This window comes from Actinomycetospora lutea (genome assembly GCF_028737205.1).
Classification (GTDB): Bacteria; Actinomycetota; Actinomycetes; order Mycobacteriales; family Pseudonocardiaceae; genus Actinomycetospora; species Actinomycetospora lutea.
In genome coordinates this window covers 260162-284773 of record NZ_JAQZAL010000002.1, presented here as the reverse complement: position 1 = coordinate 284773, position 24612 = coordinate 260162, and the positions used below count along the sequence as shown (strand labels likewise).

Genomic DNA, 24612 nt, shown 5'->3' with positions numbered 1-24612 from the left:
GTAGACCGGGGCGCGTGGGCGAGACGGACGAGGCGCTGTTCGCGGCGCCGCCGCCCGTGGAGAAGGCGCCCGCGACGTCCCCCGCGACGTCCCCCGGGAAGAAGGCCGGCCCGAGGAAGCCCCACCGCAACGAGCGCCTCCCCGCCGAGGAGCGCCCGGTCGCGCGGGTGGCCGTGGACGTCAACCTCGCCCACCTCGACCGCGCCTTCGACTACCAGGTCCCCGAGCAGCTCTCCGCCGACGCCGTGCCCGGCGCGCGGGTGCGGGTCCGGTTCGCCGGGCGCCTGGTGGACGGGTTCGTGCTCGCGCGCGAGGACACGAGCGAGCACACCGGCCGCCTGGGCTGGCTCGAGAAGGTCGTGTCGCCGGAGCCGGTGCTGAGCCCCGAGCTCGCCGGCCTCTGCCGCGCCGTCGCCGACCGCTACGCCGGGACGCTCGCCGACGTCCTGCGCCTCGCGGTGCCCCCGCGCCACGCCCGCGTCGAGGCCGAGACGCCCCCGGAGCGCCCGGAACCCCGCGCGCCGGCCGGGCACGGCTGGGGCGCCTACCCCCGCGGACCCGCGCTCCTCGAAGCGCTGCAGCAGGGCCGCGGCGCCCACGCCGTCTGGCAGGCGCTCCCCGGTGAGGACTGGCCCGCCCGCCTCGCCGAGGCCGCCGCGACCACGGCCGCGGGCGGGCGCAGCGCCGTGCTCGTGGTGCCCGACCGCCGCGACCTCGACCGCGTCCAGGCCGCGTGCGAGGCCGTCGCGGGCGAGCAGGCCGTCGTCGCGCTCGCCGCCGACCTCGGCCCCGCCGAGCGCTACCGCCGCTGGCTCGCGGTGGCCCGCGGGCAGGCCCGGATCGTGGTCGGGACGCGGGCCAGCGCGTTCGCCCCGGTCGCCGACCCCGGGCTGATCGTCGTGTGGGACGACGGCGACGACTCGCACGCCGAGCCGCGCGCGCCCTACCCCCACGCGCGCGACGTCGCGATGACCCGCGCGCACCGCGACGGCGCCGCCCTGCTCGTGGCCGGGTTCGCGCGCACGGCCGAGGCCGCCCTGCTCGTGTCCAGCGGCTGGGCGCACGACGTCGTCGCCGACCGCGCCACCGTCCGCGTCCGCGGGCCACGCGTCACCGCGATCGGCGAGGACGACCGCCAGCTCCTGCGCGATCCCGCCGCGCGCGCCGCCCGCGTGCCGTCGGTGGCCTTCGAGGCCGCCCGCGCCGCGCTGACCGCCGGCGCGCCGGTGCTCGTGCAGGTGCCCCGCAAGGGCTACCTGCCCGCCGTGGCGTGCGCGCACTGCCGCGAGCCCGCCCGCTGCCGCCGCTGCGCCGGCCCGCTCGCCCTGCCGGGGAGGGGCGACGCCGCCCCCACCTGCCGCTGGTGCGGGCACCCCGACGCCGCGTACCGCTGCGGCGCCTGCGGGTCGACGAAACTGCGCGCGCTCGCCGTCGGGTCGGCGCGCACCGCCGAGGAGCTGGGCCGCGCGTTCCCGCAGACGGTGGTGCGCAGCTCGGGCGGCGGCGCCACGGTGCTCGACCACGTGCCCGGCGACCCCGCGCTCGTCGTCGCCACGCCGGGCGCCGAGCCGGTGGCCGACGGGGGCTACGGCGCGGCCCTGCTGCTCGACGGCGCGGTGCTGCTCGCCCGCCCCGAGCTGCGGGCGGGGGAGGAGACGCTGCGCCGCTGGTTCGGGGCCGCGGCCCTCGTCCGCCCCGCGGGCGAGGGCGGACGCGTGGTGGTCGTCGCCGACTCGTCGACCCCGGCCGTGCAGGCGCTCGTGCGCTGGGACCCGGCCGGGTCCGCGGCCACCGAGCTCGCCGCCCGCGACGAGCTCGCCCTGCCCCCGGCGATGCGCATGGCCGCCGTCGACGGGGCGCCGCCCGCGGTCGCCGACCTCCTCGCCGCCCTGCCCGACACGGTCGAGGTGCTCGGCCCGGTCGAGCTGCCCCCCGGCACCAAGCTGCCCGGCGCCGAGGAGCGCACCGAGGGCGCGGAGCGCTGCCTCGTGCGCGTCCCCCGCACGCAGGGCCGGACGCTGGCGAGGGAGCTGCACGCCGCCCAGGCCGTCCGCTCGGCCCGCAAGGAGCGCGAGCCCGTCCGGGTGCTGCTCGACCCCCTCGACCCGCTCTAGACACCGCCTCACCCTCCTGCCATTATTCAACCAACAGGTTGAGCAAGGAGGCGCACCATGACCGAGACCCCCGCCGACCGCCACCGCCGGGTCGCCGCCGGCTTCACCGAGCGCGTCCGCGGCACGCGCGACTGGGACGTCCCGACGCCGGTCCCGGAGTGGCGCGCCCGGGACGTCGTCGGTCACCTGACGGGCTGGTCGGCGGGGTTCCTGGCGGGCTCGGCCGGGGTGACGCTGCCGCCCGGCCCGGACGTGGCGGACGACCCGGTGGGCGCCTGGGAGCACCACGCCGCCGCGATCCAGGCCCTGCTCGACGATCCCGAGACCGCCGGGCGCGTCATCGACAACCCGCACATGGGCGCGATGGAGCTGGCGACGATGGTGGACAAGATCTACACCGCCGACGTCTTCATGCACACCTGGGACCTCGCGCGGGCCACCGGCCAGGACGACACCCTCGACCCCGGCTTCAGCGCCGCGCTGGTCGAGGGGATGGAGGGCATGGAGGAGGTCATCCGCGGCTCGGGTCACTTCGGCGTGCGGGTCCCGGTGCCCGACGACGCCGACGCCCAGACCCGGCTGCTCGGCTTCATCGGGCGGGATCCGGCCTGGCAGCCGTCGGTGGCGCGCCGGCCCTAGAGTGGACGGTCGAACGCCCACCCGGGAGTGAGCGCTCCCGCCCCGAGGGTCGAGCTCCGCTGCGCTACGTCTCCCGTCCCGAGGGTCGAGCTCCGCTGCGCTACGTCTCCCGCCGAGAGAGGACCGATGACCGTCCAGCCGTTGCGCCTGTTCGGCGACCCCGTCCTGCGGACGAAGGCCGACCCCGTCGTCGATTTCGACCGGGAGCTGCGCACCCTCGTCGCCGATCTGCACGAGACCATGCGCGAGCAGGGCGGCGCGGGCCTCGCGGCGCCGCAGATCGGCGTGGGGCTGCGGGTGTTCACGTTCCGCGCGGACGGCGTCGAGGGCCACATGGTCAACCCGACGTGGAACGCCGCGGACGACACCGAGCAGTTCGGCCCGGAGGGCTGCCTGTCCATCCCCGGGCTGCGCTTCGACTGCCGGCGCTTCGAGCACGTCGTGGCCACCGGGTGGGACATGCACGGCGAGCCGCAGACCGTCGAGGGCACCGCGCTGATCGCCCGGGCGATCCAGCACGAGACCGACCACCTCGACGGCGTGCTCTTCCTCGACAAGCTCGACCCGCAGACCCGCCGCGAGGCGATGAGGGCCATCCGCGAGGCGCCCTGGTTCGACGCGGGGGCACCGCCGACCGTGAAGACGAGCCCGCACCCGCTCTTCGGGCGAGCCCTGTAACCCGTGCGCGTCGTGTTCGCGGGGACGCCCGAGCCCGCCCTGCCCTCCCTCCGGCGCCTGCTCGACAGCGCGCGCCACGAGGTCGTCGCCGTCGTCACCCGGCCCGACGCGCCCGCCGGGCGCTCGCGCACGCCCCGGCGCAGCCCCGTGGGCGCGCTGGCCGACGAGGCGGGGATCCCCGTGCTCACCCCGGTGAGGGCGAACGAGCCGGACTTCCTCCAGCAGCTGAAGGACCTCGCCCCCGACTGCTGTCCCGTCGTCGCCTACGGCAACCTGCTGCGGCGCGAGGCCCTCGACGTCCCGCGCCACGGCTGGGTCAACCTGCACTTCTCGCTGCTCCCGGCCTGGCGCGGCGCCGCGCCCGTGCAGGCGGCGATCCGCGCCGGCGACGAGATCACCGGCGCGAGCACCTTCGCCCTGGAGGAGGGCATGGACACCGGACCGGTCTACGGCACGGTCACCGAGGAGATCGGCCGCCACGACACGGCCGGCACGCTGCTCGAGCGTCTCGCGGCGTCGGGCGCGGCCCTGCTGGCGAGCACGCTCGACGGCATCGAGGACGGCGAGCTCGTCCCCGTGCCCCAGCCCGCCGACGGCGTCTCGTACGCCCCGAAGATCACCGTCGACGACGCCCGCGTGCCCTGGACCCACCCCGCGCCCGCCGTCGACCGCCTCATCCGCGCGGTCACGCCCGCCCCGGGCGCCTGGACGACGTTCCGCGACGCCCGGCTCAAGCTCGGCCCCGTGCTGACCACCGGCGAGGGCGGCCTGGAGCCCGGCTCGATCCGCGTCGAGCGGGCCCGCGTGCTCGTCGGCACCGCGGGCGCCGCCGTCGCCCTCGGCGACGTCCAGCCGCAGGGCAAGAAGGCCATGCCCGCGGTCGACTGGGCCCGCGGCGTGCGTCCCGGGTCGGGGGAGCGGTTCGGGTGAGCGGGGCGAGCGAAGCGACGGGACACCGATGACCGACAGCTCCGTCCCGCCCGGCGGGCACCGCTCCGGGCGTGGTCCGCGCCGCAAGGGCGACCGCAAGGGCCGCAGCGGGCCGCCCCGCGGACGCCAGGGCCCGGCGCGCCCGCCGAGCGGCGACCCGGCGCGCGAGGCCGCCCTCGACACCCTGCGGGCGGTCCGCGAGGACGCCGCGTACGCCAACCTCGCCCTGCCCGCGCTGCTGCGCGAGCGGCGGATCACCGGGCGCGACGCGGCGCTCGCCACGGACCTCACCTACGGCACCTGCCGGGCCCAGGGGCTGCTCGACGCCGTCCTCGCCGCCTGCTGCGACCGCCCGCTCGACGAGCTGGACGGGGTGGTCCTCGACGCCCTGCGCCTCGGCGCCCAGCAGCTGCTGCGCACCCGCATCCCCCCGCACGCGGCGGTGAGCGCGGTGGTCGAGCTCGTGCGGTCCCGCGCCGGCTCGCGGCCCACCGGGTTCGTCAACGCCGTCCTGCGCCGGGTCGCCGAGCGCGACGAGGCGGCGTGGGTCGCGCGGCTCGCCCCGCCCGACGACCTCGGCCGCCTCGCGCTGACCCACGCCCACCCGCGGTGGATCGCCGAGGTGTTCGCGCGGGCACTGGGAGGCGAGGAGGAGCTCGCGGCGGCGCTCGCCGCCGACGACGCCCGCCCCGCGGTGCACCTCGCCGCGCGCCCCGGGGAGATCTCCGCCGAGGAGCTCGCCGCGATCACCGGCGGCGACGAGTCCCCGTACTCGCCGTACGGGGTCCTGCTCACCGAGGGCGGCGATCCGGGCGAGCTGGCCCCGGTCCGCGAGGGCCTCGCCGTGGTCCAGGACGAGGGCAGCCAGCTGGTCGCGCTGGTCGCTTCCCGGGCGCCGGTGGAAGGGTCCGACACGCGCTGGCTCGACCTGTGCGCGGGCCCCGGCGGCAAGGCGGTGATGCTGGGGGCGCTCGCCGCGATCGAGGGCGCCACCCTCGACGCCGTGGACCGCGCGCCGCACCGGGCGCGGCTGGTCGAGCAGGCCACCGAGGGCCTGCCGGTGCGCGTGCACACCGGGGACGCCCGGGAGATCGCCCTGCCCGAGGAGACGTACGACCGCGTCCTCGTCGACGCCCCCTGCACCGGGCTCGGCGCGCTGCGCCGCCGCCCCGAGGCCCGGTGGCGCCGGCAGCCCGAGGACGTCGCCGAGCTCACCGAGCTGCAGCGCGCCCTGCTGCGCGCCGCCCTGGAGCGCACCCGGCCCGGCGGGGTCGTCACCTACGCGACGTGCTCCCCGCACCCCGAGGAGACCACCGCCGTCGTCGCCGCCGTCGCGGCCGAGACCGGCGCCGAGGTGCTCGACACACCAGCGCTGCTCCCCGAGGTGCCCGACACCGCGGTGCCGCCCGGGCGACGCAGCGAGGCGGAGCCCGATCCGGAACACGGCCCCGGCGTCCAGCTCTGGCCGCACCGTCACGGCACCGACGCGATGTATGCCGCCGTCCTGCGGAGGTCCTGACACCGGACCACTACCATGCGTCACGTGGCGCGCGCCCCGATGATCGCTCCGAGCATCCTGTCCGCCGACTTCGCGCGCCTGAAGGACGAGGCGGACGCGGTCCCCGGCGCGGACTGGCTGCACGTCGACGTCATGGACGGGCACTTCGTCCCCAACCTGACGCTGGGCCTGCCGGTGGTCGAGGCGCTGGAGCGGGCCACCGACATCCCGCTCGACTGCCACCTCATGATCAACGATCCGGACCGCTGGGCGCCGGGCTACGCCGAGGCGGGCTCGCGGAACGTCACCGTGCACGCCGAGGCGGCGCACGACCCCCGCCGGGTCGCGCGCGACATCCGCGCCGCGGGGGCGCTCGCCGGCCTCTCGGTCAAGCCGCGCACCCCGCTCGAGGACTGGGTCGAGGTCCTGCGCGACTACGACACGCTGCTCGTGATGAGCGTCGAGCCGGGCTTCGGCGGGCAGAAGTTCATGCCCGAGGTGCTCGACAAGGTGCGCACCGCGCGGCGGCTGGTCGACACCGGCCACCTCCACGTCCTCGTCGAGATCGACGGCGGGATCAGCCGGGAGACGATCGAGCAGGCCGCCGAGGCGGGCGTCGACTGCTTCGTGGCGGGCTCGGCGGTGTACGGCGCCGACGACCCCGAGCGGGCCGTCGAGGCGCTGCGCGAGCAGGCGGTCCGGGCGTCCGCGCACCTCGGGCAGGGGTGAGAGCGGCGTCACGACGGTGGTGCTGCCGCCGGGGCGCGTCGTGAGGATGATGGCGGTCGGGTACGGGAGCCCCGGCAGCCCGGCAGGGCCGCGGGTGACGGAGCGCAGCGAGAGCTCGACCCAGGAGAGCTGAGGAGACCGCAGTGTTCACGGGGATCGTCGAGGAGGTCGGCGAGATCGTCGACGTCGTCGCCCAGGAGGACGCCGCGCGTCTGCGCGTGCGCGGCCCCGTCGTCACCTCCGACGCCCGCCCCGGTGACTCCATCGCGGTCAACGGCGTCTGCCTCACCGTCGTCGACCCCGCCACCGGCGAGTTCGGCGTCGACGTCATGGGCGAGACGTTGCGGCGCTCGTCGCTGGCGGGTGCGACCGCGGGCACGCGGGTCAACCTCGAGCGGGCCGTGGCCGCCGGCGACCGGCTGGGCGGCCACATCGTCCAGGGTCACGTCGACGGCACCGCCACCGTGGTCGAGCGCACCGAGCACGACCAGTGGACGACCGTGCGCTTCCGGGTGGACAACGACCTGACCCGGTACGTCGTGGAGAAGGGCTCGATCGCCGTCGACGGGGTCAGCCTGACGGTCACCGAGGTCGACGACGAGTCCTTCGCCGTCGGGCTCATCCCGACCACACTGCGCGAGACGACCCTGGGGGAGCGGACCGTGGGATCCACGGTCAACCTCGAGGTCGACGTGGTCGCCAAGTACGTCGAGCGCCTCGTGGGAGCCCACACCGCGGGCACGTCACAGGGGAAGTAGGAGCAGGTGGAGGGCTTCGAGCACATCGAGCGGGCGATCGCCGACATCGCCGCGGGCAAGGCCGTCGTCGTCGTCGACGACGAGGACCGCGAGAACGAGGGCGACCTCGTCTTCGCCGCGGAGTGCGCGACGCCGGAGCTCGTGTCGTTCATGGTGCGCTACACGTCGGGGTACATCTGCGTGCCGCTGACCGGCGAGACGTGCGACCGGCTCGACCTGCCGCCCGCGCACTCGATCAACCAGGACCGGCACGGCACCGCCTACACGGTCTCGGTCGACGCCCGCGAGGGCATCGGTACCGGCATCTCGGGCACCGACCGGGCGCACACCATCCGCGTGCTCGCCGACCCGGACTCGGCGCCCACCGACCTCTCGCGCCCCGGACACGTCGTGCCGCTGCGCGCCCGCGACGGCGGCGTCCTGCGCCGCCCCGGGCACACCGAGGCCGCGGTCGACCTGGCCCGCCTCGCCCGGCTGTCCCCGGCCGGCGCCATCTGCGAGATCGTGTCGCAGAAGGACGACGGCGACATGGCCCGCTTCGACGAGCTGCAGGTCTTCGCCGACGAGCACGAGCTCACGCTCATCACGATCAAGGATCTGATCGCCTACCGGCGGCGCTCGGAGAAGCAGGTCGTCCAGGTCGCGCACGCCAACATCCCGACCGACCACGGCACGTTCGTCGCGTACGGCTACGACTCGGTGCTCGACGGCATCGAGCACATCGCGCTGGTGCACGGCGAGATCGGTGACGGCGAGGACGTGCTCGTGCGCGTCCACTCCGAGTGCCTCACCGGCGACGTCCTGCGCTCCCGGCGCTGCGACTGCGGCCCCCAGCTCGACGCCGCGATGGCCGCGGTGGTCGCCGAGGGCCGCGGCGTCGTGCTCTACGTGCGGGGTCACGAGGGCCGGGGGATCGGCCTGATCCACAAGCTGCAGGCCTACCAGCTGCAGGACGCGGGCGCGGACACCGTCGACGCGAACCTCGCGCTCGGCATGCCCGCCGACGCGCGCGACTACGGCACCGGCGCGCAGATCCTCGCCGACCTCGGCATCACGTCCATGCGCCTGCTGACCAACAACCCCGAGAAGCGCGCAGGGCTCGAGGGCTACGGCCTGGAGATCCTCGGCCGCGTGGCGCTGCCGGCGCGCGCCACGCCGGAGAACCTGCGCTACCTGCGCACCAAGCGTGACCGCATGGGCCACGACCTCGAGGGCCTCGACACCGAGCAGGACGGCGTGGTCGCCCAGCCCCCGCAGGACGGCACCGCGGTCGGCGGGACCCGGGCGTGAGCGGCGAGGGGCGCCCGGAGGCCGAGGTCCCCGACGCGGCGGGCCTGACGCTCGGCATCGCCGTGACGCGCTGGAACGCGACGATCACCGACGTGCTGCTCGAGCGCGCCCGCGACGCGGCCGCGAAGGCCGGGGTGGCCGAGCCGACGGTGGTGCGCGTCGCGGGCGCCATGGAGCTGCCGGTGGTCTGCCAGGGCCTCGCCGAGCGCCACGACGCGGTCGTCGGGCTCGGCGTCGTCATCCGCGGCGAGACCCCGCACTTCGACTACGTGTGCGACGCCGTCACCGCCGGCCTGCTGCGCGTGGGCCTCGACGCCCGCACGCCGGTGGGCAACGGCGTGCTGACGGTCAACGACGAGGCGCAGGCGTGGGCGCGCGCCGGGACGCCGACCTCGAGCGAGGACAAGGGCTTCGAAGCGACCGTGGCGGCGCTGGACGCGGCGCTGACCCTGCGGGGGATCGCGCGATGACCGGGCCCGTCGTCCCGCCCGAGGCCCTCGACCTCGGCGAGGTGGAGCTGGAGGTCCGCCCGGTGCGCATCCGCTGGGTGGCCTGGATCCTCGCGGTCTTCCTGTTCGCGTTCTTCGGCTTCGGCGCACTGCTGGTCTTCGTGGAGGGGTCGGGGTTCAACTTCCGGCCCGCCGACCAGATCGCGATGGTCGTGCTCGGCACGATCCTTGCCGGCTGCGCGCTGCTGTTCACGCGTCCGCGCCTGCGGGCCGGGTCCGGCGGGGTCGAGGTGCGCGCCACGATCCTCATCCGCCGCGTGCCGTGGTCCGAGGTGCTGGCGGTGAGCTTCCCCGACGGCGCCCAGTTCGCCCGCCTCGAGCTGCCCGACGACGAGTACCTGACGATCTCGGCGCTGCAGGCCGTCGACCGGGGCCACGCGGCCCGCGGGGTGAGCGCGCTGCGCCGCCTGCACGCGCAGTACCACCACGCGAGCTGATGGGCGCCTACGAGCAGCTGTTCCGCCACGTCGCGACGCGGGTGCCCGCGGAGCTGACCCACCGCGTCGGCGTCACCGCGCTGCGCGCGGCCGCCCCGGTGCTGTCCGGCGCCGCGCTCGCGTCCCGGCCGGTCGAGGCGATGGGCCTGCGGTTCGCCAACCCGCTGGGCGTGGCCGCGGGGTACGACAAGGACGCCGAGGGCGTGCTCGGGCTCGCCCGCCTGGGGTTCGGCGCGGTGGAGGTCGGCACGGTCACCGCGCGCCCCCAGCCGGGCAACCCGCGCCCGCGGCTGTTCCGCCTGCCCGCCGACCGGGCGCTGGTCAACCGGATGGGCTTCAACAACGCCGGCGCCGACGTCGTCGCCGCCCGGCTCGCGGCGCTGCGGGAGCGGGGCGCCGGGACCGTCGTCGGGGTCAACATCGGGCGCTCGAAGACGGCCACCGACGCGGTCGCGGACTACCGGTACTCGGCGCGGATCCTCGGCCCGCACGCCGACTACGTCGTCGTCAACGTCAGCTCGCCGAACACGCCCGGCCTGCGCGACCTGCAGGGCGTCGACGCGCTCGAGCCGCTGCTCGCCGCGGTGCGCGCGGAGGTCGGCGCCACCCCGCTGCTGGTGAAGATCACCGCCGACCTCGACGGCGACGGCGTCGACGCCGTGGCGGACCTCGCGGTCGCCCAGGGTCTCGACGGCATCGTCGCCACCAACACGACCGTCGCGCGCACGGGCCTCGCCTCGCCCGCGGACGTCGTCGCGGCGGCCGGGTCCGGCGGGCTGTCCGGCGCGCCGCTGGTCGGCCCGGCGCGCGCGGTGCTCGCCCGCCTGCACGAGCGGGTGGGGGACCGGCTGACGATCGTCTCGGTGGGCGGGATCGACTCCGGCGCCGAGGCCCGCGCCCGCCTCGAGGCCGGCGCCACGCTGGTCCAGGCGTACACGGGGTTCGTCTACGGCGGCCCGGCATGGCCGCGCCGGGTGCTGCGCGAGCTGGACGGCGGCTGACGGGGCACGCTGTACGCCGTGACCGTCCCGCTGCGCGCCCCCGCCCGCCGGCCCCAGGTCGTGCTCTTCGACCTCTTCGAGACCTGCCTGCAGCTCGAGGGCCTGCAACCCCGGTTCGCCGCCCTCGGGCGCCCCGAGGACGAGGTCTGGCTGTTCTTCGCCCGGCTGCTGCACCAGGGGATGGCGATGACCCTGGCCGGCGAGGCGCCGCCGTTCGCGGTCGTGGCCGCCGACATGCTGCGCCGCACCAGCGGGCGCGACCTCACCGACGAGCAGGTCGCCTCGGTGCTCGACGGCTTCCGGGAGCTGCCCGTGCACCCCGACGTGGCGCCGGCGCTGCGCCGCCTCGCCGAGGCCGGGGTCCCCGCCTACGGGTTCACCCACGGCTCGGCGGAGGTCGCGGGCGCCGCCCTGGAGGCCGGCGGCGTCCGGGACCTGCTCGCCGACGTGATGTCGTGCGCCGAGCTGAAGCAGTTCAAGCCGCCGCCGACGGTCTACCACTGGGCGTGCGACCGGATCGCCACCGCGCCGGCGCGCACCGCGCTCGTCGCCGTCCACTCCTGGGACGTGCACGGCGCGGTCTCGGCGGGCATGGTCGGCGGGTTCTGCGAGCGCCTCGAGGGCCGGATCCCCGACGCGGTCGCCGTCCCGCACGTCACCGGCCCGTCGCTCGACGACGTCGTCGAGGGCCTCCTCGCCCTGCCGCTGGAGCCGTCGCCCTGACCCGTGTGAGCGGACGTCGGGGCCATGGCCCCCGACATCACCCGCAGACGCCCACGGGCAGACTGGGCGGTCCCACCACGATCACGGAGGTGTCGGTGCCCACCACCACCGGTCCCACCCGTCGCACGGTCCTGTGCGGGCTCGCGGTCGCCCTGACCGCCCCCGGCGCGCTCGCCGCGTGCTCCTCGGGCGGGACACCGAGCGGCGGTGCCCCCGCGCCCGCGCCGCCCCCCGGCCCGGCGACCTCGCCGACCTCGCCGACCCCGCCGCCGGCCGGCGGCGGCACGCCGATCGCGCAGATCCCGGTGGGCGGCGGCACGATCACCACGGTCGGCGACCGCCCGATCCTGCTCGTGCAGCCGACGGCCGGGCAGGTCAAGGCGTTCGACGCGTCGTGCCCGCACCAGGGCACCACGGTCGACCCGCCCGAGAACGGCGTCATCACCTGCCCCAACCACTTCAGTCAGTTCGACGCCGCCACCGGCGCGCTGCGCAAGGGCCCGGCGGACGCCGGGCTCACCGAGGTGCCCGTCAGCGTCGTGGACGGGACGGTGCAGGTGTCCTGACCGGCGCGCTCGCCCTGCACGCCCTGTGGTCCCCGGGGCGCGGCGTCTGTCTGTGGGCCGAGGACCCCGAGCTCCCGGCCCGCAGCACCAGCCGCGCCCGCCGGGGCGCCCGCCCGCACCCGTTCGCGGTGCCGGCCGAGCGCCTCGCCGCCGTGTGGGACGCGCCGACGGCCACCGCGGGCGTCGCGGTCCTCGCCCTGCCCTCGGACCCGGACGCCCCGCGCGACTCCGACGACCTCGACCGCGGCGAGGTCGCCCCCGGGCCGGGCGCGCCGGTCCTCGCCGACTGGAGTGTCCCTGTCCTCGAGCTCCCGCCCGGCATCGGGCCGCCGGCGCCACCGGACGGGACGCGGGCGAGCCCGTCGGTCGCCGCCCTGCGCGCCGTCGACGCGCTCGCCGCCGACCTCGTCACGCGCGGCCGGCTGCTGCCCGCCCCGGATGACGAGGACGGCGCGCTGGTCTGGCGCCCCGTGCTCCAGGGCCCCGACCTCGTCGCCGCCGACACCCTCGCCGCCGCCCTGCCGCCCGTGTGCCGGTGCGAGCGCGTGCCGGGGGAGGAGACGGCGAGCGCCTCGGCGGTCGTCGAGGCCGCGCTCGGCGCCGCGGTCGACGCGCACGCCCGCGCCCGGATCACCGGCAGCGAGGAGCTCGCCGCGGCCCCGGACTGGGCGCACGCCCTGGGCGACGCGCCGGTGCTCGGCGACCCCGCCCCCTCCGACGCGCTGGCCGCGGGGCTGCGCCGCTGGGCCGTCGTCGGCGCCCCGCACGCCGGTCCCGCACGCGCGTCGTTCCGCCTCGACGAGGTGATCGTCGACCAGCTGGGGCACGCGCTCGAGGAGCCCGAGCCGGTGTTCCGCCTGACCTTCGCGCTGCAGTCCGCCCAGGACCCCAGCCTCACCGTCGACGCCGACACCGTGTGGCGCGACCCCACCGCCCTGCGCCGCTGGCTCGACGACCCCGCCGAGGTCCTGCTCGGCGAGCTCGGGCGCGCCGCCCGCGTCTACCCGGAGCTCGGCGACGCGCTGCGCGTGCCGCGCCCCGGCGGGATGGACCTCGACCTCGCCGCCGCCCACCACTTCCTCGCCCACGTGGCCGCCGACCTCGACCGTGCCGGGTTCGGCGTCCTGCTGCCCGCGGGGTGGCGGGCAGGCCCGGCGCGGCTCGGGCTCGCCGGCGCCGGGGGACAGGCCCGCCCCGACGGCGTCGTCGACACCGGCGCGAAGATCGGCAAGGACGATCTCGTGGACTTCTCCTGGCGCCTCGCGGTCGACGGCGAGGAGCTCACGAACGCGGAGATGGACGCGCTGGTGCGCGCCAAGGCGCCGCTGGTGCGCCTGCGCGGCCGCTGGGTCGCGCTCGACCCCGACCGGCTGCGCGACGGGCTCGCCTTCCTGGCCGAACGGCGCGACCGCCCGACCGTCGGCGACGTGCTCCACCTCGCCACCACGCACCCCGACGACGTCCCCGCGCCCCTGCCCGTCGAGTCGCTGCGCCTCGACGGCGAGCTCGGCGACCTCCTCGCCGGCGGCAGCACCCTCGAGCCCCTCGACACCCCGTGCGGGGTGCGCGCCACCCTGCGGCCCTACCAGCGTCGCGGGCTGTCGTGGCTCGCGTTCCTCGCGGGCCTGCGGCTCGGCGGGGTGCTCGCCGACGACATGGGGCTCGGCAAGACCCTGCAGGTCCTGGCCCTGGAGGCCCACGAGCGCGCCGGGCAGGACCCGGGCCCGACCCTGCTCGTCTGCCCCACCTCGGTGGTGTCGACGTGGAGCCGCGAGGCCGCCCGGTTCGTCCCGGAGCTACGGGTCGCGGTGCACCACGGCGCCGCGCGCCGCGACCCCGCCGCGGCGGCCGCCGACGCCGACCTCGTCGTCACGTCCTACGGCACCCTCGTGCGCGACACCGACGCGCTCGCGGACGTCGCCTGGCACCGGGTCGTGCTCGACGAGGCGCAGATGGTCAAGAACAACCGCTCGCGCGGCGCGAAGGCCGTCCGCCGCCTCGACGCGCAGCACCGCCTCGCGCTGACCGGCACGCCGGTCGAGAACCGCCTCGCGGACCTCTGGTCGATCATGGACGCGGTCAACCCCGGCATGCTCGGGAGCGCCACCGCCTTCCGCGAGCGCTACGCCGTGCCCGTCGAGCGCCACGGCCGCACCGACGTCGCCGAGGACCTGCGCCGACGCACCCGCCCGTTCCTGCTCCGGCGCCTCAAGACCGACCCCGCCGTCGTCGACGACCTCCCCGAGAAGATCGAGACCGTCGAGCGCTGCGGGCTGACCGGCGAGCAGGCCTCGCTCTACCGCGTCGTCGTCGACGAGATGCTCGAGCGCCTCGACGACGTCCAGCCGGGCATCGAGCGCCGGGGCAAGGTGCTCGCCGCGATGACCAAGCTCAAGCAGATCTGCGACCACCCCGCCCTGCTCCTGCACGACGGGTCGCCGATCGGGCGGCGCTCGGGGAAGATCGCGCGCCTCGAGGAGATCCTCGCCGAGGTGCTCGCCGCGGGCGACCGGGCGCTGCTGTTCACGCAGTTCGCGGCGTTCGGCGACATGCTCGCCCCCCACCTCGCGGCCCGCTTCGACACCGAGGTCGCCTGGCTGCACGGCGGGGTGTCGCGGCGCGCGCGGGACACCATGGTCGAGCGCTTCCAGTCCGCCGGGAGAGATGGATCGAGTGGGCCCTCGCTCTTCCTGCTCTCGCTGCGCGCGGGCGGCACGGGGCTCACGCTGACCGCGGCCCAGCACGTCGTGCACCTGGACCGCTGGTGGAACCCCGCCGTCGAGGACCAGGCCACCGACCGCGCCTTCCGCATCGGCCAGCGCCGCACGGTGGGCGTCCGCAAGCTCGTCTGTGCGGGCACGCTGGAGGAGCGGATCGACGACCTGCTCGCCGACAAGCGGGCGCTGGCCGACCTCGCGGTGCGCGACGGGGAGGACTGGCTCACCGACCTGTCCACCGACGAGCTCGCGAAGGTCCTGCGCCTGGACGCGGAGCCCGAGGAGCTGGGGGAGGACGACGACGATGGTGCGTGAGACGCGCTCCGGTCCCCGGTTCTCCGAACGCTTCCCCGAGTTCGGCAAGCGCAAGCCCGTCGAGGACGGCATCGTCGCGCGCAGCCGCCGCGGCGACATCGGCGAGTCGTGGTGGTCGGGGCGCTTCCTCGCCGTGCTGCAGTCGCTCGGCGTCGGCGGGCGTCTCACCCGCGGCAAGACCTACGCGCGCGCCGGGCAGGTCGTCGACCTCGTCATCGAGCCCGGGGCGATCACCGCGACCGTCCAGGGCAGTCGCGACGAGCCCTACCGCGCCCGCCTCGGCCTGCGCACCTTCGCCGACGAGGCGTGGGACGCGGTGCTCGACGCGCTCGCCGCCGACTCCTGGTACGCCGCCGCCCTGCTCGCCGGGGAGGTCCCCGACGACCTCGAGGACGTCCTCGCCCGGGTCGGGCTCTCGCTCTTCCCGCAGGGCTCGGCGGAGCTGCCGATGGACTGCACGTGTCCCGACTGGTCGGTGCCCTGCAAGCACCTCGCCGCGGTGGCCTACCTCGCCGCCGAGGAGTTCGACGTCGACCCGTTCGCCCTGCTGCGCTGGCGCGGCCGCGACCGGGCGACCCTGCTCGCCGCGCTGCGCGACCGCCGCGACGCGGGTGCCGGTGCGCCCACGGCCCTCGCGGAGCTGCTCGACCGCTTCCACCGCCCCGGCGTGCCCGTGCCGGGCCCGCCGGAGCGTCCCGCGTCGGCGCCCGCGCCCCCCGTGGACGCCCTCCTGGACGAGCTGCCGCCCCTGGCCCTCGACGACGGGACCGACGCCCGGGAGGTGCTGCGCCCGCTCTACCGGCGCCTCGCCGAGCCGTCCGACCGGGGGTTGGGGTAGGACTGGAGGGGTGGAGCCCGATCAGACCCCTCAGGCCGATCAAGCCACCGACTCCCTGACGATCCTGATGATGGTCGCGCACCCCGACGACATCGACTTCGGCAACGGCGGATCGGTCGCCACCTGGACCGAGGAGGGGCACCGCGTCGTCTACTGCCTCATCACCGACGGCGACGCCGGCGGCTTCGACGAGGAGGTCAGCCGCACCGACATGGCGACGATCCGCCGCGAGGAGCAGCGCGCGGCCGGCGCGATCCTCGGGGTGGACGAGTTCCACTTCCTCGGCTGGCCCGACGGCCGCCTGTACGTGAGCCACGAGCTGCGCCGTGACCTCGCGCGCGTCATCCGGCGGGTCCGTCCCGACCGGGTGGTCACCCAGTCGCCGACGCGCAACCTGCGCTCGATGTACGGGAGCCACCCCGACCACACCGCGGCCGGCGAGGCCGTGATGTGCGCGGTCTACCCCGACGCCCGCAACCCGTTCGCCCACCCCGAGCTCCTCGCCGAGGAGGGCCTGGCGGCGCACACGGTGCCCGAGGTGTGGATCAGCCACATGGGCGAGGGGGCCGACCACTACGTCGACACCACCGCGGCCTTCGAGCGCAAGGTCGACGCCCTGCGCGCCCACAAGAGCCAGACCGCCCACATGGACGACCTGCGCGGGCGGATGTGGGGGTGGGGCCGTTCGCAGGCCAAGGCGGCGGAGTTCGGCCAGGACCGTCTGGCCGAGGGCTACGTCGTGCTCGACACCCGGTAGGGCGCGGCCGACCGGGTGATCCGCCCGACGAGGTGAGCTACACGACGTCGCCCGCTGTTTACCCACGGTGCGCGAGCGGTCAGCCTGGAGGAGCCGCGAGGGGCCGATGACGTTCCCACCTGAGCACGTCGGCACCGCTCCCCGGCCGTAGAGGAGAACCTCATGAGCGACCTCCAGTGGCTCGGCAACCGCGTCCAGGTCCAGGACATCGACGACACGGACCTCACCTACCTCCAGTGGCGGCGGCCCTGGCACGGCTCCCTGCGTGGCTACCTCGTGGTCAGCTCGCAGGAGCGCGCCCTGGTCGAGGCCGCGGTCGAGGAGGCGGCCGACGGCCGCCGCGACCACCCCCGCCTCGACGCCGCCGGTCGGCCCACCGACCTCGAGGCGTTCTTCACCGAGGTCCTCGGCCGACGTCCCGGCGAGCCGGCCCCGGTCGACGCCGCCCCGTCGGCCTGACCCGCACACGCACGTCACGGCCCGCGAGCCCCTCGGCTCGCGGGCCGTTCCTCTGCCGAGAACGCTTCGAGCTCCGGAGCGTTCTCGCCGACGCGACGACCTCCCCTCCGCAATCCCGGACACCGCGCGGCGCCGTGGACGTCCGGACACACGGCGTTCGAACCTGTACTCCAGTATTGATTCGGATCACGAGCTGGCCTAGGTTCCGGTGCTGAATCCGTACCCGAGTACGGGTTCGGAGACTCCCGGGAGAGGACGGCCGTGAGCGACCTGGACTACCGCAGAGGACTCCACGACCTCGGCGACGGCTGCCACGCGTGGCTGCAGCCCGACGGCAGCTGGGGCTGGAGCAACGCCGGTCTCGTCACGGGATCGGGGACCTCGCTGCTCGTCGACACGCTGTTCGACCTCCCGCTGACCCGGGAGATGCTCGAGGGCCTGCGGCCGGTCACCGACACGCACCCGCTGGGCACGCTGGTCAACACGCACTCGGACCCCGACCACATCAACGGCAACGAGCTCGTGGCCGCGCGGGACGTCGAGATCCTGGCGTCGGCCGCGGCCGCGGAGCTGATCACGCAGGAGACCGTCGACGCGGTGGCGCAGGTGGTGCGCCTCGACGGCACGCTCGGCGACTTCGCGCGCCACATCTTCGGGCCGTTCGCGCTGGACGGGATCACCGCGACCGGTGCCGACCGGACCTTCACCGGCGAGGAGAGCGTCGACGTCGGGGGGCGGGAGGTGCGGCTGATCCAGGTCGGGCCCGCGCACACGCCGGGCGACGCGATCGTCCACGTGCCGGACGCCCGCCTGCTCTACGCCGGCGACATCCTGTTCGTGGGTGGCACGCCGATCGCCTGGGCCGGGCCGATCGACCGCTGGATCGCCGCCCTCGACCTCATCCTCGACCTCGACGTGACGGTCATCGTCCCGGGCCACGGGCCGGTGAGCGGGAAACCGGAGGTCTCGCTGATGCGCGAGTACCTGGTGACGGTGCAGACCCAGGCCCGGCAGCGCTACGAGGACGGGCTCGACGTCGACGCGGCGATCGCGTCGATCGAGCTCGGCGAGTTCGCCGAGCTCCCGGAGCACGGCCGCCTCGCGCAGAACGTGCTCAACGTCTACCAGCAGCTCGACCCGTCGGTCCCGCGGCCGGACCGGCTGACGGTGCTCACCAAGATCGCCGCGCTCGAGGGCTTCGCGCCCGACACGTTCACCCAGGCCACGGCCTCCCCGACCTCCTGACCCGAAGGGCCCGACCATGACCGTGCGAACGACCCACGTGGGCAGCCTGCCCCGGCCCGAGGCACTGACCCGCCTGATGTACCGGCACCAGGAGGGCACGGGGGACGCCGCGGAGCTCGAGGCCGCGATCACCGACGCCGTGCACGACGTCGTGGCCATGCAGCACGGCGCCGGCATCGACGTCGTCTCCGACGGCGAGATGGGCAAACCGGGCTTCGTCAACTACGTCGGCGAGCGGCTCGCGGGGTTCGGCGGGCAGGCCGGGGCCTGGAGCATCGACGACCTCGAGGCCGCGCCCGAGCTGGCGATCGCGCAGTACGGCGGGGAGGCCGGCGCGCACATCATGCCGGCCAACTGCGAGGGCCCGGTGAGCTACGTCGGCGCCGCGGCCGTGCAGCGCGACATCGACACCCTGAAGATCGCGCTCGACAAGGTCGGCCACACGGGCTCCGGCGGCGCGTTCATGCCCTCCGCCTCGCCGGGCTGCATCGCGACCTGCAGCCCGAACCTGCACTACCCCGACTACGACGGCTACCTCGACGCGCTCGCCGACGCGATGGCGCAGGAGTACCGGGCGATCGTCGACGCGGGGCTGATCCTGCAGCTGGACTGCCCGGACATCCCCATGGCGGGCCACACGCAGTTCTGGTGTCGCGACGAGGTCCAGCGCCGCGGGCTGGTCGGGTTCGCCGAGCGCCACGTCGCCGCGATCGACCGGGCCCTCGAGGGCATCGACCCCGCGCGCGTGCGGCTGCACCTGTGCTGGGGCAACTACGAGGGCCCGCACCACCACGACGCCCCGCTCGCCGAGCTGCTGCCCCCGGTCCTCGCGGGCCGGCCCACGATGATCTCCTTCGAGGCCGCCAACCCGCGCCACGAGCACGAGTGGGCGGACGTCGCGACGCTCGCGATCCCCGACGACAAGGTGCTGCTGCCCGGGGTCGTGGACACGCTCAACAACATCGTCGAGCACCCCCGGCTCATCGCCCAGCGCCTCGAGCGCTACGCGGAGGTCGTCGGGCCCGAGCGGGTCGTCGCGAGCACCGACTGCGGCTTCGGCACCTTCGTCGGCTTCGGCCGTGTGGGTGCGCAGGTCGCCGAGATGAAGCTGCGGGCGATGGCGGAGGGTGCCGCCCTGGTGCGGGCCTGACGCGATCACGCGTCGTCGTGGCGTCCGCCGGTGGACACGGGCGCCACCACGGCGACACGCCGTGACACGCCAGCAACGACGCGAGACACGCCGCGCGACACGCCGATTCCACCCATCCGGGTGCACGCCGAACAGCCGGACGGACGCGCCTACGCTGGGGTCCATCATGGCCGACCCGCAGACGTACCGACCCGCGCCGGGGAGCATCCCGGAGGCGCCCGGCGTGTACCGGTTCTCCGACGAGGCCGGGCGCGTCATCTACGTCGGCAAGGCCAAGAGCCTGCGCAGCAGGCTGAACTCCTACTTCGCCGACGTGGCCGGGCTGCACCCGCGGACGCGGCGCATGGTCACCACCGCGGCCGCCGTGCAGTGGACCGTGGTCCACACCGAGGTCGAGGCCCTCCAGCTCGAGTACAACTGGATCAAGGAGTTCGACCCGCGGTTCAACGTCCGGTACCGCGACGACAAGACCTACCCGGTCCTCGCGGTGACCCTGAACGAGGAGTACCCGCAGCTGCGGGTCTACCGCGGCCCGCGCCGCAAGGGCGTGCGGTACTTCGGCCCCTACGCCCACGCCTGGGCGATCCGCGAGACGGTCAAGCTCCTGACGCGGGTGTTCCCGGCGCGCCAGTGCTCGGGCGGGGTGTTCAAGCGCCACGGCCAGATCGGGCGCCCGTGCATGCTCGGCTACATCGACAAGTGCGCGGCGCCCTGCGTCGGCCGCGTCAGCGCCGAGGAGCATCGCCAGATAGTCATGGACTTCTGCGACTTCCTGGGCGGCCACACCGATCAGCTCATCGGCCGCATCGAGAAGGACATGCAGGTCGCCGCGGCCGACATGGACTTCGAGAAGGCCGCCCGGCTCCGTGACGACGCCGGCGCGCTCAAGCGGGTGGTCGAGAAGCAGGCGGTCGTGCTCGGCGACGGCACCGACGCCGACGTCGTCGCCTTCGCCACCGACGAGCTCGAGGCCGCGGTCCAGGTGTTCCACGTCCGCGGCGGGCGCGTGCGGGGCCAGCGCGGCTGGGTGGTCGAGACCGAGGCCGACGCCGAGGTCCCCGACCTGGTCGGCCAGTTCCTCTCGCAGTTCTACGGCGAGCAGGCCGCGCTCGCGGGCTCGGCCGACGACGCCGCGCAGCCCGTGCCGCGCGAGGTGCTCGTGCCCGCCCTGCCCCCCGACGCCGCCGCGATCTCCCAGTGGCTCTCGGAGCTGCGGGGCTCGCGGGTGTCGCTGCGCGTCGCCCAGCGCGGCGACAAGCGCACGCTCGCCGAGACCGTCGAGCGCAACGCCACCGAGGAGCTGACCCGGCACAAGCTGCGGCGCGCCGGTGACCTCACCGCCCGCAGCGCGGCCCTCGAGGAGCTCCAGGAGCAGCTGGGCCTCGACACCGCGCCCCTGCGCATCGAGTGCACCGACGTCTCGCACGTCCAGGGCTCCGACGTCGTCGCGAGCCTCGTGGTGTTCGAGGACGGGCTCGCGAAGAAGGCCGACTACCGGCGCTACTCGATCCGCGGCGGGGCCGAGGGCGGCGACGTCGCGGCGATCGCCGAGGTGGTGCGCCGGCGCTTCGCCCGCTACCTCAAGGAGACCGCCGAGGACGCGCCCGACCACACCGACACGGCGTGTGCGGGGGAGACCAGCGACGGTTCCCCGGCGACGGGCGAGATCGACCCCACCGACGACGGGCCGCTCGCCCCCGATGGATTCCGGCACGGCATCGACCCGACCACCGGGCGCCCGCGGAAGTTCGCCTACCCGCCGAACCTGCTGGTCGTCGACGGCGGCGCCCCGCAGGTGGCGGCCGCGGCCGAGGTGCTGAGCGAGCTCGGCATCACCGACGTCGCCGTGGTCGGGCTGGCCAAGCGCCTCGAGGAGGTCTGGCTGCCCGGCGAGGAGGACCCGGCGATCCTGCCGCGCCAGAGCGAGGCGCTCTACCTGCTCCAGCGCATCCGCGACGAGGCGCACCGTTTCGCGATCACCTACCACCGCCAGAAGCGCTCGACGCGGATGACCGCGTCCGCGCTCGACGGCGTCCCCGGGCTGGGCGAGGCCCGCCGCACCGCCCTGCTCAAGCACTTCGGCTCGGTCAAGAAGCTGCGCGCCGCCTCGGTCGAGGCGATCACCGAGGTGCCCGGCGTCGGTCGGCGCACCGCCGAGGCCGTGCTGGCGGCGCTGGGGGACGACCAGGGGAGCACGCCGATAGGGGAGCGGAGCTCGACCACGAGCACCGAGGACGGGGGGACGACATGACCGGACGCGCGGACCTGCACCCCGCGCACCCGGGCGGGATCGAGGTCGCGATCGTCTCGGGTCTCTCGGGGGCCGGGCGCAGCACGGCCGCCAAGGTGCTCGAGGACCTGGGCTGGTTCGTCGTCGACAACCTGCCGCCCGAGCTGATCGAGACCATGGTCGACCTCGGCGCCCGGTCGTCGGGGCAGGTCACGCGCATCGCGGTGGTGATGGACGTGCGCAGCCGCGCGTTCACCGCGGACCTCGGCGCCGTCATCAAGGAGCTGGACGCGCGGGGCCACCGTCCGCGGGTGCTGTTCCTGGACGCCTCGGACGCCGTGCTGATCCGGCGCTTCGAGGCCAACCGCCGCTCGCACCCGCTGCAGGGCGACGGCCGCATCAGCGACGGGATCCGTGCCGAGCGCGAGCTGCTCGCCCCGCTGCACGACCAGGCCGACCTCGTCGTCGACACCTCGAACCGCTCGGTGCACCAGCTGCGCGGGGCCATCGAGGCGGCGTTCGGCGACGCCGCGGTCGACGTCGGCCACAGCGTCACGGTCGTCTCCTTCGGCTACAAGCACGGTCTGCCTCCCGACGCCGACCTGGTCGTCGACATGCGCTTCCTGCCCAACCCGCACTGGATCCCCGAGCTGCGCGAGCACGACGGTCGCGAGGCCGTCGTGCGCGACTACGTGCTCTCCCAGGAGGGCGCCGAGGAGTTCCTCGACCGCTACCTCGAGCTGCTGCGCCTCGTGGGCGCGGGCTACCGGCGCGAGGGCAAGCGCTACCTGACCGTCGCGGTGGGCTGCACGGGCGGCAAGCACCGCAGCGTCGCGGTCGCCGAGGAGCTCGCCCGCCGGATGTCCGGCGAGGACGGCGTGAGCGTGACGGTGTCGCACCGCGACGTGGGGCGCGAGTGAGCCCGCCGGGACCGTCGAGGCCGCTGCGGGCCGTGGCGCTCGGCGGGGGCCACGGGCTGCACGCGACGCTCTCGGCGCTGCGCCGGCTGACCGACGACATCACCGCGGTCGTCGTGGTCGCCGACGACGGCGGCTCGTCGGGGCGGATCCGCCGCGAGCTCGACATCCTGCCGCTGGGCGACCTGCGGATGGCCCTGGGCGCGCTGTCCGGGCAGGTGGACGCGGGCCCGGAGAACACGCTGTGGCAGCGGGTCTTCGAGCACCGCTACGGCGGCCACGGGGCGCTCGCCGGCCACGCCGTCGGCAACCTCGTGCTGGCCGGGCTGCTGGAGGTCCTCGACGACCCGGTGGCCGCGCTCGACCAGGCCTGCCGGCTGCTCGGGGTCAGCGGGCGGGTGCTGCCGATGAGCACGCAGCCCGTCGACATCGAGGCCGACGTCACCGGCATCCAGCCCAGTCGACCGGGTCCGAGCGGCGGCGATCAGGACCGCGACGTCGCCCACCGCATCCGCGGCCAGGTCGCGGTGGCGACCACGCCCGGCCGCGTGCAGCAGGTGCGCCTCGATCCCCGCCGGCCCAAGGCGTGCCCGGAGGCCTGCGAGGCACTGCGCGCCGCGGACGTCATCACCCTCGGACCGGGCTCCTGGTTCTCCAGCGTGCTGCCGCACCTGCTGGTGCCGGAGCTGTTCAGCGCGCTGGTCGAGAGCGAGGCCCGCCGCGTCCTCGTGCTCAACCTCGCCCCGCAGCCCGGCGAGACGGCGGGCTTCTCGCCCGAGCAGCACCTCGAGGTGCTCGCCGCGCACGCGCCTCGCCTGCGCCTCGACGTCGTCGTCGCCGACACCGCCGCGGTGCCCGAGCCCGACCTGCTGCGCCGCGGGGCCGAGGCCTTCGGCGCCGACACGCTGCTCACCACCGTCGGCACGCCCGACGGCAGCCCGAAGCACGACCCCGATGCCCTCGCCTCGGCCCTCGCCGACGCCGCCCACCACCGGGTGGACCAGACGCCGGCCGGTCCGACCGCCGGCCCGATGACGAACGGCGTGCACGACGGTGTCGCCGTCCCCGGGGCCGGCTCCGCCCACGACCCTGCCCGCCCGCACCAGGAGGAGGACCGAAGGTGGCCATGACCGCTGCGGTCAAGGACGAACTCAGCCGGCTCGCGGTGACGAAGACCTGTTGCCGTCGCGCCGAGGTGGCGGCCCTGCTGCGCTTCGGCGGGGGCCTGCACATCGTCGGCGGCCGGGTCGTCGTCGAGGCGGAGCTCGACACCGGCGCGGGCGCCCGCCGCCTGCGCGGCGAGATCCACGACCTCTACGGGCACAACCCCGAGGTGCACGTCCTGTCCCAGGGCGGCCTGCGCAAGGGCACCCGCTACGTGGTCCGGGTCGCCGCGGACGGCGACTCGCTGGCCCGCCAGACCGGCCTGCTCGACCCGCGCGGGCGCCCGGTGCGCGGCCTGCCGCCCCAGGTCGTCTCGGGCGGCGTGTGCGACGCCGAGGCCGCGTGGCGCGGGGCGTTCCTGGCCCACGGCTCGCTCACCGAGCCCGGCCGCAGCTCGGCGCTCGAGATCACCTGCCCGGGCATGGAGGCCGCGATGGCGCTGGTCGGCGCCGCCCGCCGGCTCGGCGTGGTCGCCAAGGCCCGCGAGGTCCGCGGGGCCGACCGGGTGGTGGTGCGCGACGGCGACGCGATCGGCGCACTGCTGACACGCCTGGGCGCCCACACCTCGGTGCTCGCCTGGGAGGAGCGCCGGATGCGCCGCGAGGTGCGCGCGACGGCCAACCGCCTGGCGAACTTCGACGACGCCAACCTGCGCCGCTCGGTCAAGGCGGCCGTCACCGCGTCCGCGCGCGTGAACCGGGCGCTGGAGCTGCTCGGCGACGAGGTGCCCGACCACCTCATCACCGCCGGGCGCCTGCGCGTCGAGCACGAGCAGGCCTCGCTGGAGGAGCTGGGCCAGCTCGCCGACCCGCCCATGACCAAGGACGCGGTGGCCGGGCGCATCCGGCGTCTCCTGGCGATGGCGGACAAGAAGGCCAAGGACCTCCGGGTGCCCGACACGTCCTCGGTGGTGACCGAGGAGATGGCGGAGATGGCGGACACCTGACA

General features: G+C 75.7%; 23 protein-coding genes. All 23 read left to right on the top strand.

The window, feature by feature from the left end; all coding sequences use genetic code 11:
• The first annotated feature begins 14 nt into the window (after window positions 1-14).
• The 23 genes from PHK61_RS03970 to whiA all read left to right on the top strand — a co-directional run bounded on the left by PHK61_RS03970 (window position 15) and on the right by whiA (window position 24610).
• Window positions 15-2114 carry a primosomal protein N' gene (locus PHK61_RS03970; protein ID WP_274279655.1) on the top strand — a complete coding sequence of 700 codons (2100 nt, stop codon included), beginning with the start codon at window positions 15-17 and terminating at the stop codon, window positions 2112-2114.
• A gap of 57 nt (window positions 2115-2171) precedes the next feature.
• Entirely contained in the window at window positions 2172-2753 is a 582-nt protein-coding gene (locus tag PHK61_RS03965) for a TIGR03086 family metal-binding protein (protein WP_274279654.1), read from the top strand.
• 126 nt (window positions 2754-2879) lie between these two features.
• Window positions 2880-3431, top strand: a complete 552-nt coding sequence (def, locus tag PHK61_RS03960) for a peptide deformylase (protein WP_274279653.1) — start codon at window positions 2880-2882, stop codon at window positions 3429-3431.
• Window positions 3432-3434: 3 nt separating this feature from the next.
• Complete coding sequence (gene fmt, locus PHK61_RS03955; RefSeq protein WP_274279652.1) at window positions 3435-4361, top strand: methionyl-tRNA formyltransferase; 927 nt, start codon at window positions 3435-3437, stop codon at window positions 4359-4361.
• 28 nt (window positions 4362-4389) lie between these two features.
• A complete protein-coding gene (locus PHK61_RS03950) occupies window positions 4390-5880 on the top strand; it encodes an RsmB/NOP family class I SAM-dependent RNA methyltransferase (protein ID WP_274279651.1) in 1491 nt (496 codons plus the stop codon).
• Window positions 5881-5919: 39 nt separating this feature from the next.
• The gene (gene rpe / locus PHK61_RS03945; protein ID WP_274279720.1) at window positions 5920-6588 is read left to right on the top strand and encodes a ribulose-phosphate 3-epimerase; all 669 of its coding nucleotides are present in this window, start codon (window positions 5920-5922) and stop codon (window positions 6586-6588) included.
• A 143-nt stretch (window positions 6589-6731) separates the two neighbouring features.
• On the top strand, window positions 6732-7346 hold the full coding sequence (locus tag PHK61_RS03940) for a riboflavin synthase (RefSeq protein WP_274279650.1): 615 nt from the start codon (window positions 6732-6734) through the stop codon (window positions 7344-7346).
• A 6-nt stretch (window positions 7347-7352) separates the two neighbouring features.
• A complete protein-coding gene (locus PHK61_RS03935; RefSeq protein WP_274279649.1) occupies window positions 7353-8636 on the top strand; it encodes a bifunctional 3,4-dihydroxy-2-butanone-4-phosphate synthase/GTP cyclohydrolase II in 1284 nt (427 codons plus the stop codon).
• On the top strand, window positions 8633-9106 hold the full coding sequence (gene ribH, locus PHK61_RS03930) for a 6,7-dimethyl-8-ribityllumazine synthase (protein WP_274279648.1): 474 nt from the start codon (window positions 8633-8635) through the stop codon (window positions 9104-9106). Before PHK61_RS03935 ends, ribH begins: the two co-directional genes overlap by 4 nt.
• Window positions 9103-9582, top strand: coding sequence for a PH domain-containing protein (locus PHK61_RS03925; RefSeq protein ID WP_274279647.1), 480 nt, complete (start codon window positions 9103-9105; stop codon window positions 9580-9582). The genes ribH and PHK61_RS03925 overlap by 4 nt, the downstream gene beginning before the upstream one ends.
• On the top strand, window positions 9582-10583 hold the full coding sequence (locus tag PHK61_RS03920) for a quinone-dependent dihydroorotate dehydrogenase (RefSeq protein ID WP_274279646.1): 1002 nt from the start codon (window positions 9582-9584) through the stop codon (window positions 10581-10583). Before PHK61_RS03925 ends, PHK61_RS03920 begins: the two co-directional genes overlap by 1 nt.
• An 18-nt stretch (window positions 10584-10601) precedes the next feature.
• On the top strand, window positions 10602-11306 hold the full coding sequence (locus PHK61_RS03915) for an HAD family hydrolase (protein ID WP_274279645.1): 705 nt from the start codon (window positions 10602-10604) through the stop codon (window positions 11304-11306).
• Window positions 11307-11401: 95 nt separating this feature from the next.
• A complete protein-coding gene (locus PHK61_RS03910; RefSeq protein ID WP_274279644.1) occupies window positions 11402-11872 on the top strand; it encodes a Rieske (2Fe-2S) protein in 471 nt (156 codons plus the stop codon).
• A gap of 128 nt (window positions 11873-12000) precedes the next feature.
• Window positions 12001-14904: a DEAD/DEAH box helicase gene (locus PHK61_RS03905; protein WP_274279643.1), complete on the top strand. Its 2904-nt coding sequence runs from the start codon at window positions 12001-12003 to the stop codon at window positions 14902-14904.
• A complete protein-coding gene (locus tag PHK61_RS03900) occupies window positions 14894-15742 on the top strand; it encodes an SWIM zinc finger family protein (protein WP_274279642.1) in 849 nt (282 codons plus the stop codon). Before PHK61_RS03905 ends, PHK61_RS03900 begins: the two co-directional genes overlap by 11 nt.
• A 10-nt stretch (window positions 15743-15752) precedes the next feature.
• Window positions 15753-16499: a PIG-L deacetylase family protein gene (locus tag PHK61_RS03895; protein WP_274279641.1), complete on the top strand. Its 747-nt coding sequence runs from the start codon at window positions 15753-15755 to the stop codon at window positions 16497-16499.
• 162 nt (window positions 16500-16661) lie between these two features.
• The gene (locus PHK61_RS03890) at window positions 16662-16958 is read left to right on the top strand and encodes a hypothetical protein (protein WP_274279640.1); all 297 of its coding nucleotides are present in this window, start codon (window positions 16662-16664) and stop codon (window positions 16956-16958) included.
• 261 nt (window positions 16959-17219) lie between these two features.
• Complete coding sequence (locus PHK61_RS03885) at window positions 17220-18203, top strand: MBL fold metallo-hydrolase (RefSeq protein WP_274279639.1); 984 nt, start codon at window positions 17220-17222, stop codon at window positions 18201-18203.
• Window positions 18204-18219: 16 nt separating this feature from the next.
• Window positions 18220-19353: a cobalamin-independent methionine synthase II family protein gene (locus tag PHK61_RS03880; RefSeq protein WP_274279638.1), complete on the top strand. Its 1134-nt coding sequence runs from the start codon at window positions 18220-18222 to the stop codon at window positions 19351-19353.
• A 166-nt stretch (window positions 19354-19519) separates the two neighbouring features.
• Window positions 19520-21604 carry an excinuclease ABC subunit UvrC gene (gene uvrC / locus PHK61_RS03875; protein WP_274279637.1) on the top strand — a complete coding sequence of 695 codons (2085 nt, stop codon included), beginning with the start codon at window positions 19520-19522 and terminating at the stop codon, window positions 21602-21604.
• The gene (rapZ, locus tag PHK61_RS03870) at window positions 21601-22503 is read left to right on the top strand and encodes an RNase adapter RapZ (RefSeq protein WP_274279636.1); all 903 of its coding nucleotides are present in this window, start codon (window positions 21601-21603) and stop codon (window positions 22501-22503) included. Before uvrC ends, rapZ begins: the two co-directional genes overlap by 4 nt.
• A 23-nt stretch (window positions 22504-22526) precedes the next feature.
• Entirely contained in the window at window positions 22527-23630 is a 1104-nt protein-coding gene (locus PHK61_RS03865) for a gluconeogenesis factor YvcK family protein (RefSeq protein ID WP_274279719.1), read from the top strand.
• Window positions 23621-24610 (top strand): DNA-binding protein WhiA, encoded by a 990-nt coding sequence (gene whiA, locus PHK61_RS03860; protein ID WP_274279635.1) that lies wholly within the window; start codon window positions 23621-23623, stop codon window positions 24608-24610. Before PHK61_RS03865 ends, whiA begins: the two co-directional genes overlap by 10 nt.
• Window positions 24611-24612: the final 2 nt, after the last annotated feature.

Coding starts and splice junctions, on each gene's coding strand:
- PHK61_RS03965 (WP_274279654.1), top strand. CDS start 2,172: ATGACCGAGACCCCCGCCGACCGCCACCGCCGGGTCGCCGCCGGCTTC.
- def (WP_274279653.1), top strand. CDS start 2,880: ATGACCGTCCAGCCGTTGCGCCTGTTCGGCGACCCCGTCCTGCGGACG.
- PHK61_RS03950 (WP_274279651.1), top strand. CDS start 4,390: ATGACCGACAGCTCCGTCCCGCCCGGCGGGCACCGCTCCGGGCGTGGT.
- rpe (WP_274279720.1), top strand. CDS start 5,920: ATGATCGCTCCGAGCATCCTGTCCGCCGACTTCGCGCGCCTGAAGGAC.
- PHK61_RS03925 (WP_274279647.1), top strand. CDS start 9,103: ATGACCGGGCCCGTCGTCCCGCCCGAGGCCCTCGACCTCGGCGAGGTG.
- PHK61_RS03920 (WP_274279646.1), top strand. CDS start 9,582: ATGGGCGCCTACGAGCAGCTGTTCCGCCACGTCGCGACGCGGGTGCCC.
- PHK61_RS03900 (WP_274279642.1), top strand. CDS start 14,894: ATGGTGCGTGAGACGCGCTCCGGTCCCCGGTTCTCCGAACGCTTCCCC.
- PHK61_RS03890 (WP_274279640.1), top strand. CDS start 16,662: ATGAGCGACCTCCAGTGGCTCGGCAACCGCGTCCAGGTCCAGGACATC.
- PHK61_RS03880 (WP_274279638.1), top strand. CDS start 18,220: ATGACCGTGCGAACGACCCACGTGGGCAGCCTGCCCCGGCCCGAGGCA.
- uvrC (WP_274279637.1), top strand. CDS start 19,520: ATGGCCGACCCGCAGACGTACCGACCCGCGCCGGGGAGCATCCCGGAG.
- rapZ (WP_274279636.1), top strand. CDS start 21,601: ATGACCGGACGCGCGGACCTGCACCCCGCGCACCCGGGCGGGATCGAG.